At 76.3% G+C, this 9,913-nt stretch carries 10 protein-coding genes and 1 pseudogene; 7 read left to right on the top strand and 4 right to left on the bottom strand.

Annotated elements, in window-relative coordinates; all coding sequences use genetic code 11:
* Positions 1 to 58: 58 nt before the first annotated feature.
* Positions 59 to 520 (bottom strand): MaoC family dehydratase, encoded by a 462-nt coding sequence (locus ACI8AB_RS22470; protein WP_456951957.1) that lies wholly within the window; start codon positions 518 to 520, stop codon positions 59 to 61.
* An 86-nt stretch (positions 521 to 606) separates the two neighbouring features.
* Here ACI8AB_RS22470 and folP point away from each other — a divergent pair, with 86 nt between their 5' ends.
* From folP to ACI8AB_RS22450, 4 genes are all read left to right on the top strand, one after another.
* Entirely contained in the window at positions 607 to 1,467 is an 861-nt protein-coding gene (gene folP, locus ACI8AB_RS22465; protein WP_456951956.1) for a dihydropteroate synthase, read from the top strand.
* A 108-nt stretch (positions 1,468 to 1,575) separates the two neighbouring features.
* Positions 1,576 to 2,154 carry a universal stress protein gene (locus ACI8AB_RS22460; protein ID WP_456951955.1) on the top strand — a complete coding sequence of 193 codons (579 nt, stop codon included), beginning with the start codon at positions 1,576 to 1,578 and terminating at the stop codon, positions 2,152 to 2,154.
* A gap of 41 nt (positions 2,155 to 2,195) precedes the next feature.
* The gene (locus tag ACI8AB_RS22455) at positions 2,196 to 2,618 is read left to right on the top strand and encodes a PaaI family thioesterase (RefSeq protein ID WP_387990519.1); all 423 of its coding nucleotides are present in this window, start codon (positions 2,196 to 2,198) and stop codon (positions 2,616 to 2,618) included.
* Between the two features lie 80 nt (positions 2,619 to 2,698).
* Positions 2,699 to 4,297, top strand: coding sequence for an AMP-binding protein (locus tag ACI8AB_RS22450; protein ID WP_456951954.1), 1,599 nt, complete (start codon positions 2,699 to 2,701; stop codon positions 4,295 to 4,297).
* Between the two features lie 60 nt (positions 4,298 to 4,357).
* Here the strand turns inward: ACI8AB_RS22450 and ACI8AB_RS22445 are convergent, their stop codons facing one another.
* Both ACI8AB_RS22445 and ACI8AB_RS22440 read right to left on the bottom strand, forming a co-directional pair.
* The gene (locus ACI8AB_RS22445) at positions 4,358 to 5,089 is read right to left on the bottom strand and encodes a hypothetical protein (RefSeq protein ID WP_456951953.1); all 732 of its coding nucleotides are present in this window, start codon (positions 5,087 to 5,089) and stop codon (positions 4,358 to 4,360) included.
* A 68-nt stretch (positions 5,090 to 5,157) separates the two neighbouring features.
* Entirely contained in the window at positions 5,158 to 6,132 is a 975-nt protein-coding gene (locus ACI8AB_RS22440) for an AraC family transcriptional regulator (RefSeq protein WP_456951952.1), read from the bottom strand.
* 76 nt (positions 6,133 to 6,208) lie between these two features.
* Here ACI8AB_RS22440 and ACI8AB_RS22435 point away from each other — a divergent pair.
* A pseudogene (locus tag ACI8AB_RS22435) lies at positions 6,209 to 7,015 on the top strand (NAD(P)-dependent oxidoreductase).
* Positions 7,003 to 7,995 carry an NAD(P)H-quinone oxidoreductase gene (locus ACI8AB_RS22430; protein ID WP_456951951.1) on the top strand — a complete coding sequence of 331 codons (993 nt, stop codon included), beginning with the start codon at positions 7,003 to 7,005 and terminating at the stop codon, positions 7,993 to 7,995. The pseudogene ACI8AB_RS22435 and the gene ACI8AB_RS22430 overlap by 13 nt, the downstream one beginning before the upstream one ends.
* A 9-nt stretch (positions 7,996 to 8,004) precedes the next feature.
* Here ACI8AB_RS22430 and ACI8AB_RS22425 read toward each other — a convergent pair whose 3' ends face one another.
* On the bottom strand, positions 8,005 to 9,234 hold the full coding sequence (locus ACI8AB_RS22425; RefSeq protein WP_387990536.1) for a cysteine desulfurase-like protein: 1,230 nt from the start codon (positions 9,232 to 9,234) through the stop codon (positions 8,005 to 8,007).
* A 98-nt stretch (positions 9,235 to 9,332) separates the two neighbouring features.
* Between ACI8AB_RS22425 and ACI8AB_RS22420 the strand changes: the two genes are divergently transcribed.
* Entirely contained in the window at positions 9,333 to 9,872 is a 540-nt protein-coding gene (locus tag ACI8AB_RS22420) for a bacterial proteasome activator family protein (protein ID WP_456951950.1), read from the top strand.
* Positions 9,873 to 9,913: the final 41 nt, after the last annotated feature.

Below are 9,913 nucleotides of genomic sequence, written 5' to 3'. Positions count from 1 at the left end.
AGCACGCCGAGGGCACCCAGGCCGACCCGCGCGCGTCCGCGGGAGCGCACCGCCCGGCCTACAGGTAGCGGCGGTAGACGACGGTGGCGACCATCGCGGGCTTGGTCTGGCCCTCGACCTCGACGGTGACGTCCATGTTCATCGCGACCCCGCCGTCGAAGGGCGTCGCGGACGCCAGCGTCGCGCCGGCGCGGACGCGGCTGCCCACCGGCACCGGCGAGGGGAAGCGCACCTTCTCGGTGCCGTAGTTGACGCCCATCCGGAAGCCGGTGATCTCGACGATCTGCGGCAGCAGCGACGGGACCAGCGACAGCGTCAGGTAGCCGTGCGCCACCGGCCCGCCGAACGGGCTCTCCTTCTTCGCGCGCTCGACGTCGACGTGGATCCACTGGTGGTCGCCGGTCGCGTCGGCGAACTGCTGCACCTGCTCCTGGGTGACCTCGGCCCAGTCGCTGTGGCCCAGGTGCCGCCCCACGAGCCCCTGCACGCCCTCGACGCCGTCCACGGTGGTCTGCGCCATCGCCTGTCCTCCTGTGTCGCTCGGTCCGGACCGCCGGTGGTCTGGTTGGCTGACTCCACCACATCGGCCGGGACGGAGGCGACGGGGTGCTGCGACTGGGCCGGCGGGACGTGCCCGACGGCGGGCTGGTGGTCATGGCGATCGTCAACCGCACGCCGGACTCCTTCTACGACCGCGGGGCCACCTACGAGCTCGCCGCCGCGGTGGAGCGGGTGGACCGGGTGGTGGCCGAGGGCGCGGACGTGGTCGACGTCGGCGGGGTGAAGGCCGCCCCGGGCGCGGAGGTCTCCCCCGCCGAGGAGATCCGCCGCACCGTGGACCTGGTCGCCGCCATCCGCGCCGCCCACCCGGACCTGCCGATCTCGATCGACACCTGGCGGGCCGAGGTGGCCCGGGAGGTGCTCGCCGCGGGGGCGGACGTCGTCAACGACGCGTGGGGCGGGGTCGACCCCGAGCTCGCGCAGGTCGCGGCCGAGGCGGGCGCGGGCATCGTCTGCACGCACGCCGGCGGGTTGCCGCCGCGGACCCGGCCGCACCGGGTCCGGTACGACGACGTGGTGGCCGACGTCGTGGCGCGGACGACGGCGCTGGCCGAGGCCGCGGTCGCCGCCGGCGTGGACCGCGATCGGGTGCTGGTCGACCCCGGCCACGACTTCGGCAAGAACACCCGGCACTCGCTGGAGGCCACCCGCCGGCTCGGCGAGCTCGTGGCCACCGGCTGGCCGGTGCTGGTGGCGCTGTCCAACAAGGACTTCGTCGGGGAGACCCTCGACGTCCCGCTGGAGCAGCGGCTGACCGGCACGCTCGCCGCGACGGCGGTCAGCGCGTGGCTGGGCGCCCGCGTGTTCCGCGCCCACGACGTCGCCGCGACCCGCCAGACGCTGGACATGGTCGCCGCCATCCGCGGCGACCGTCCGCCGGCGCGGACCACCCGCGGCCTGGCCTGAGCCGACCGGGCGCGGCGGAGGGCCCTTCCGCCGGGCGGCCGGAGGGATCATGCTCGGGTCGCCCGCCGGGGCGCCGGGTCCCGCGGGGACGGTGCCGGGGAGGCCGTCATGACCGAGCAGGCCGCAGGCGTCGAGGAGTCCCGGGCCCACGGGCCGCGGGTGGTGGTGGGCGTCGACGGGTCGGCGGGGGCGCGGGCCGCGCTGCGGTTCGCCCTCGACGACGCCGTCCGCCGGGGCGTGCCCGTCGAGGCGGTCACCGTGTACCGCCCGCCCGAGGCGTGGATGGACTTCGACGTGGTCGGCGACGTCCACTACGACCGGGCCGAGGCGGCGGCGGTGGAGCGGGCCGAGGCGTTCGTCGAGGAGGTGCTCCGCGAGGTCCCGGAGCCGCACCCGGTGATCCACGTGACGGCCGTCCTCGGCTCGGCCGCCGAGGGGCTGGTCCGGGAGTCGGAGGGCGCGGACCTGCTGGTGGTCGGCAGCCGGGGGCACGGCGGGTTCTCCAGCGTGCTGCTCGGCTCGACGGGCCTGCAGTGCGTGCTGCACGCGCCGTGCCCGGTCACCGTCGTCCACTCGGCCGAGGCGCACCGCGAGCGGCTGCACCTGCGCCGCCGCACCGACGGCGAGCGGGTCCGCACCCACCGTCGCCGCTTCCGCCGGACGCGGGCCGACTCCGCCGCCCCCTGACGCTCAGGGGCCCCCGCTCGGGCGGCGCTACGGTCGCGGCCATGGCCGCTCCCGGGTTCCTCACCGCCGACGAGCTCAACGCGCTGCTGCCGGGCACCCTGCCCGGGCTGATCGGGCTGACGGTCACCGCGCACGAGCCGGGCCGGCTCGAGGCCGCCCTCGACGTGCGCCCGGAGCTGCTCGCGCCCAACGGCTACCTGCACGCGGCCACCGTCGTCGCGCTGGCCGACACCGCCTGCGGCCTGGCCACCCGCGCGCTGCTGCCGGACGGGTCGGCCGGGTTCACGACCATCGAGCTGAAGAGCAACTTCCTCGGCACCCTCCGCGAGGGCCGGCTGCGGACGGTGGCGACGAACGTGCACGCCGGCCGGACGACGCAGGTGTGGGACGCCGTCGTCGCCTCCGACGCCGGGAGGACCCTCGCGCTGTTCCGGTGCACCCAGTCGGTGCTCTGGCCGAGGTGACCGGCGAGTAACCCGCGTGTCGCGCGACACACCGGGGGTGTGAGACTGACGCCACTACGCACGCCTTGAGGAGGAGCACCGTGGCTCTGGCCAGTCGTTACCCCGACGTCGAGATCCCCGACCAGTCGGTACCCGAGTTCGTCCTCGCCGGCGGGGCCTCGCGCCCCGACGCGCCCGCGCTCGTCGACGGTCTGACCGGCGACTCGATCAGCCACGGCCAGCTGGCCACCTACGTCGACCGGGTCGCGGCCGCCCTCGCCGCCCGCGGGCTGCGCAAGGGCGACGTCGTCGCGGTGCTGTGCCCCAACACCATGTGGTACCCGGTCGTCTTCCACGGCATCGCCCGCGCCGGCCTGGTGATGAGCCCGATCAACTCGCTCTACACCGCCCACGAGGTCGCCTACCAGCTCAAGGACTCCGGCGCCAAGGTGCTCGTCACCGTCTCGCCGTTCCTCGACCGCGCGCTCGAGGCCACCGAGCAGACGCCGGTCGACGAGGTCATCGTCATGGACGGCGCCGAGGGCCACGCCTCGCTGCTGGACCTCATCACCAGCGACGCCCCGTCGGTCGAGGTCGACATCGACCCCGCGAACGACCTGGTCACACTGCCCTACTCCAGCGGCACCACGGGCCTGCCCAAGGGCGTCATGCTCACCCACCGCAACCTGGTGGCCAACGTCAGCCAGTCCCGTCCGCTGGTGGAGCTGGTCGAGGGCGACGAGCGGATCATCGCCGTCCTGCCGTTCTTCCACATCTACGGCCTGACCGTGCTCATGAACCAGGGCCTGCAGTGGGGCGGCACCGTGGTCACCCTGCCGCGGTTCGACCTCGAGCAGTTCCTGCGCACGATCCAGGACCAGAAGATCACCCGCGCGTTCGTGGCGCCGCCCATCGTGCTGGCGCTGGCCAAGCACCCGATGGTCGACCAGTTCGACCTGTCCTCGCTGCGCAGCATCACCTCCGGCGCCGCGCCGCTGGACGAGGCGCTGGCCCAGGCCGCCCAGGACCGGCTGCGCAAGGGCGCCGCCGACGGCGTCGTCGTCGCGCAGGGCTACGGCATGACCGAGCTGTCGCCGGTCTCGCACACCACCCCGGACGCCACCCGGCTGCCCGAGGGCGTCACCGAGGTGCCCAAGGGCTCGGTCGGCCTGGCGCTGCCCAACACCGAGTGCCGCCTGGTCGACCCGGAGACCGGCACGGACGCCGCCCCCGGCGAGCGCGGGGAGCTGTGGGTCCGCGGCCCGCAGGTCATGAAGGGCTACCTCAACAACCCGACGGCGACCGCCCAGACCCTCGACGACGAGGGCTGGCTGCACACCGGCGACGTCGCGGTCGTCGACGAGAACGGCTGCTACACCGTCGTCGACCGGGTCAAGGAGCTGATCAAGTACAAGGGCTACCAGGTGGCCCCGGCCGAGCTCGAGGCCGTGCTGCTGAGCAACCCGGCCATCGCCGACGCCGCCGTCATCGGCGTCAAGGACGAGGAGAGCGGCGAGGAGCTGCCCAAGGCGTTCGTCGTCAAGGCACCCGGCGCGGAGATCTCCGAGCAGGACGTCATGGACTTCGCCGGCAGCCGGCTCGCCCCGCACAAGAAGATCCGCGCGGTGGAGTTCATCGACCAGGTGCCCAAGTCCGCGGCCGGCAAGATCCTGCGCAAGGACCTCAAGGCCCGCGCCTAGCGGTCGTCCACAGCGGGCCGGCTCCCCTCCCGGGGAGCCGGCCCGCTGCCGTCCCCGGCGTCACCAGGGCGTGCCGAGGACGGCGTCGCGGGTGCGCCCGTGGCGTGCGCCGGCGAACCGCAGGACCAGCCGGGCCGGGCGGGAGGCCGTCCCCAGCACCGTGACCCGCTCGGCGGGGTGGCAGGCGTCCAGCAGCCACGGCAGCGTGAACAGCGCCTGACCGGCGGGCAGGCCCCGGCGGGCGGCCCGCTCGGCGCGGCCGCGCTCGGCGGCCGACACGTGCTCGTCGACCAGCGGCAGCACGACGGCCTCCTCGGCGTCCAGCCGGGCGGCGACCAGGTCGGCGAGGTCGGTCAGCGCGAGGGCCAGGGCGGGAGCGCCGGCGCTCACGTCGCGGGCGAACAGCGGCAGCGCCAGGACGGCCCGCGTGAGCGCCTCGTCGAGGGCGGCGTCACCACCGGGGCGGCGCACGTCCGGGCCCCCGCCGGGCAGCACGACGCGCGACACCGTGGCCTCCAGCCGCCGGCGCAGCACCGCGTGCGCCCGGACCTCGGCCAGCACGCCGCTCGTCCAGCGGACCAGCTCGCGCTGCCGCTCGGGGCAGCAGGACTCGTCGAAGGCGATGCCGGTCAGGGCCTCGGCGACCACCCGGGTGCCCGAGCGCAGCGCCCGGTGCAGCAGCGCGTGGTCGCCCAGGGAGCGGACCGGGCCGCGGCGCGCGGGCGCGCGGCGGCCGGGGGCGCGGGACGTCGTCGTGGGGGTGCTCGTCGGAGGGGTGCTCGTCGTGGTCACGGTGGGGACGGTGCCGCCCGGCCCCTGCAACGGGCTTGTGGCCAGCTTGGACGGCGCCGGGACCGACCTCAGGAGCGTCGCGCGGCCGCACCGGCCGCGGTCGGCGGGACGCCGACGATCCGCTTGTACGCGCGCGAGAACGCCGCCTCCGACTCGTAGCCCAGGCTCCCGGCCAGCTCGCCCACCCGCGCCCCCTGTCCCAGCGCGACCGTGGCCAGGTGCATCCGCCAGCGGGCCAGGTATCGCATCGCCGGCTCGCCGGCCAGCTGGGTGAACCGGGCGGCGAACGACGAGCGCGACATGCGGGCCTCCCGCGCCAGCCGGGTCAGGGTCCAGGCCGAGCCGGGCTCGCGGTGCAGCGACGCCACGGCCCGCCCCACCTGGGGGTCGCGGAGGGCCCGGAGCCACCCCGGGCCCGTGGCCGCGGTGTCCAGCCACGCCCGGACGGCCTGGACGACCACGACGTCGGCCAGCCGGGTGATCACGGCCTCGGCGCCGGGCCGGTCGACCGCGGCCTCGTCGGCGAGGACCCGGAGCAGCAGCGGCAGCCAGCCGGTCCGGGCCGGGTCCGACGCGTCGACCAGCAGGACCGGCGGGAGCAGGCCGAGCAGGTGGGCGGCGCCGGGCCGGTCGGGCTCGACCACCCCGCACACCGTCGCCGCCGGTGGGCCACCGCCGTCGAGCCGCAGGACGGAGCAGTGGTCGCCCAGGTACCGCTGCGGCAGCAGGTCGGCGCGCCCGGCGACCGGCGCCCCGGGGCCGCTGCGCAGCAGGTGCCCGCGCCCGTGCGGGACCAGGGCCAGGTCCCCGACGCCGAGCTCGTGCCGTTCGCCGTCGACCTCGAGCAGGCAGCTGCCCCGGGTGACGACGTGGAAGCTCATGCACCCGGCGAGAGCGGGCATCTCCAGGCCCCACGGCGCGGTCGCCTCCGCCCGGCAGTGGAAGGTGCCGCGGATGCGGAGGTCGGCCAGCACGCCGCCGAGGGGGTCGACCGGCGCCCAGGGGCGGGCGTGGTCCCCGTCGTTCACGGCGTCCGCGTGCACGGTCCCAGCCTGCTGACGTGCGCACCGGGCGTCCAGGTCCACCGGACGAACGGGCACCGTCCGCGGACGCGCGGTCATGGGCTCCGGCCGCCCCGGCCGCCAGTGTCGACGGCGACCGGCGACGGGCGCCGGCGGGACCGGGAGGAGCAGGGACGTGCGCGTTCTGGTGGTGGGTGCGACGGGTGGATCCGGACGGGCGGCCGTGGAGGCGCTGGCCGGGCAGGGACGGGAGGTGACCGCGTTCGCCCGGCGGGCGTCGGCCGCGTACGCGGGGCGACCCGGCGTCCGGGCCGTGGACGGCGACGCCACGGCACCCGGGGACGTGGCGCGGGCGGTCCGCGGGCAGGACGCCGTGGTGGTGGCCCTCGGCATCAGCGAGCACCCGCTGCGGGTGCGCCTGCTGGGCAGCCGCGGCACCCCGCTCGACGTCCGCTCGTGAGGGACGGCCGCGGTGGTCGCCGCGATGCGGGAGCACGGCGTCGCGCGGCTGGTCGTCCAGTCCTCCTACGGCGTCGGGGAGACGCGGGGGCGGCTGCCGCTGTCGGCCCGGCTGGTGTTCGCCCTCCTGCTGCGACCGCAGATCGCCGACCACGAGCGGCAGGAGCGGGTCGTCCGGGACAGCGGCCTGGACTGGACGATCGTGCAGCCGGTGTACCTCACCGACGGCGACGAGCCGGCCGCGACCTCGCCGGCCGGGGACACCGAGGGGATGCACGTCTCGCGGCGGGCACTGGGCGGGGTGCTCGCCGACCTGGTGGGCGAGCCCGGGGGCGGGCGCTGCCTCACCGTCTCCGGCGCCACGGCGCCGGTGGCGCCCGCACCGAGCTCCTGGGAGCGGGCTCGCGGGAGGGTCCTCCTAGGGTCGGGGGCATGCGTGCGGTGATCGCGAGTGGACCGGGCGGCCCCGAGGTCCTCGGCTGGGGTGAGGTGCCCGACCCGGTGGCCGGTCCCGGCGAGGTCGTCGTCGACGTCGCGGCCACCGCCGTCAACCGGGCCGACCTGCTGCAGCGGGCCGGCCACTACCCGCCGCCGAGGGGCGCCAGCGAGGTCCTCGGCCTGGAGTGCAGCGGGATCGTCAGCGAGGTCGGCGAGGGCGTGACCGGCTGGTCGGTGGGCGACGAGGTGTGCGCGCTGCTGGCCGGCGGCGGGTACGCCGAGCGGGTCGCCGTCCCGGCGGTGCAGCTGCTCCCCCGCCCCGCCGGCGTGGAGCTGGCCACCGCGGCCGCGCTGCCCGAGGTCACCTGCACCGTCTGGTCCAACGTCTTCCGGCTCGCCGGCCTGCGCCGGGGCGAGAGCCTCCTGGTGCACGGCGGGTCCAGCGGGATCGGCACGATGGCGATCCAGCTCGCCGTCCGGGCCGGCGCGCGGGTGTTCACCACCGCCGGCAGCGCGGCCAAGCTCGAGTTCTGCCGCGAGCTCGGCGCCGAGGTGACGATCGACTACGGGTCCGAGGACTTCGTCCAGCGGGTGCGCGAGGAGACCGACGGCGCGGGCGTCGACGTCGTGCTGGACAACATGGGCGCGAAGTACCTGGCCCGCAACGTCGACGCCCTCGCCGTCGGCGGGCGGCTGGTGGTCATCGGCATGCAGGGCGGCACGCGGGCGGAGCTGGACATCGCGAAGCTGCTGGCCAAGCGGGCGTCGGTGGCGGCCACCGCGCTGCGCTCGCGCCCGCCGACCGGCCCCGGCGGCAAGGCCGACATCGTCGCCGCGGTGCGGGCGGAGGTGTGGCCCGACGTCGAGCGCGGGGTGGTCCGGCCGATCGTCGACCGGCGGCTGCCGATGTCGCGGGCGGCGGAGGCGCACCGCGTCGTCGAGGCCAGCGAGCACATCGGCAAGGTGCTGCTGCTCCCCGACGCGTAGGGACGGCGCCTAGAGCAGCGCGCCCCGCAGCGCCGCCACCGAGTCGACCACGTAGCCGACCTCCTCGGCGGTGTTGTAGTGCACCAGCCCGAGCCGGACGGCGCCGCCGAGCTCGTTGACGCCGAGCGCGTCGAACAGCTCGCGGGCGTAGAAGTCGCCGTCCCAGGCGCAGATGCCGCGCCGGGACAGCTCGGCGGCCACCTGCCGCGGGCGCATGCCGGGCACGGTGAACGACAGCGTCGGCGTCGTGTGCTCGGGGAAGCCGACCACCTGGACGTGCCGCATGGCCCGCAGCGCCTGGTCCAGCCAGTCGAACAGGCTGGTCTCGTACGCGGCGACGGCGGCCATGGAGGCGCGCAGCCGGTCGCGGCGGCTGCCGGTGGCGTCGTCGCACAGGCCGGCGAGGTGGTCGACGGCGGCGGTGACCCCGGCGTAGAGCTCGAACGGCGGCGTGCCGGTCTCGAACCGGTCGGGGACGCGGTCGGGCGTGGGCAGCAGCCGGTCGGGGGCGAGCTCGGCGAGCAGGGCCGGGTCGGCCACCACCGCGCCCACGTGCGGACCGCACCAGGTGTAGGCCGACACGGCCAGGAAGTCCGCGCCCAGGGCGGCCTTGTCGAGGTACACGTGCGGCGCGGCCTGGACGGCGTCGACGAAGACCAGCGCCCCGACGGCGTGCGCGCGGGCGGCGATCGCGGCGACGTCGGGGCGCGTGCCGATGGCGTTGCTGGCCGCCGTCACCGCCACCAGGCGGGTGCGGGGGGTGATGAGGTCGTCGTACTGCCAGGCCGGCAGCTCGCCGGTCTCGATGTCCACCTCGGCCCAGCGGACGACGGCGCCGACCTGCTCGGCCATCTGCAGCCAGGGCCGGATGTTCGCGTCGTGGTCGAGGCGGCTGACCACCACCTCGTCGCCGTAGCGCCAGGTGCGGGACAGCGCGCGGGCGACCGCGTAGACCAGCGAGGTGGTGTTCGGGCCCAGGACGACGCCGGTGGACACCCCGCCCACCAGGTCGGCGACGGCGGACCGCGCCGCGGCCACCAGGCCCTCGGTGCGCGCCGAGGACGGGAAGACCCCGCCGCGGTTGGCCACCGGCACCCGCATCGCCGAGGAGACGGCGTGCACGACGCTCTCGGGCATCAGCGTGCCGCCGGGGGCGTCGGTGTGCACGAAGCCGTCGGAGAGGCCGGGGAACAGGCCGCGGACGCGCGCGACGTCCAGCCGTGGTTCCCCCGGGTGCATGCGGGCGACCCTAGTTGGGCGCCGCACCCGGACCGCCGCCGCACCCGGCCCCCGCCGCCCGGCGTTCAGCCGGTGACGGCGAGGGGCAGGATGGAGGCATGACGGCACCGGGGAACGGCATGGAGCGTCCGCAGCAGGTCGTCGTCGTGGGTCCCGACGGGCGTCCGGTCGGCGCGATGCCCGTGCCCACCGGCGGCCCGGACGGCGACGGCGACGGCCCGCCCACCGTCGGCGAGATGGTCGAGCAGCCCGCCAAGGTCATGCGGATCGGCACGATGATCAAGCAGCTGCTCGAGGAGGTCCGCGCCGCGCCCCTCGACGACGCCAGCCGGGCCCGGCTGCGGGACATCCACACCTCGTCGGTCCAGGAGCTCGAGCAGGGCCTGGCGCCCGAGCTGTCCGAGGAGCTGCGCCGGATCACCCAGCCCTTCGGCGAGGGCGAGACCCCGTCGGACGCCGAGCTGCGGATCGCCCAGGCCCAGCTCGTCGGCTGGCTGGAGGGCGTCTTCCAGGGCATCCAGACGGCGCTGTTCGCCCAGCAGATGGCCGCCCGGGCCCAGCTGGAGGAGATCCGGCGCGGGCGGGCGCTGCCCGGCGGCACGCCCGAGCACCGCCCCGGCGGCGGCCAGTACCTCTAGACGCGACAGCGGCCCGGTCCCGCCGTCCGCGCGCGGACGGC

This window comes from Geodermatophilus sp. SYSU D00698 (assembly GCF_054050335.1).
The sequence above is the reverse complement of the archived record's forward strand: the minus strand, read 5'-3'. Positions and strand labels throughout refer to the sequence as shown.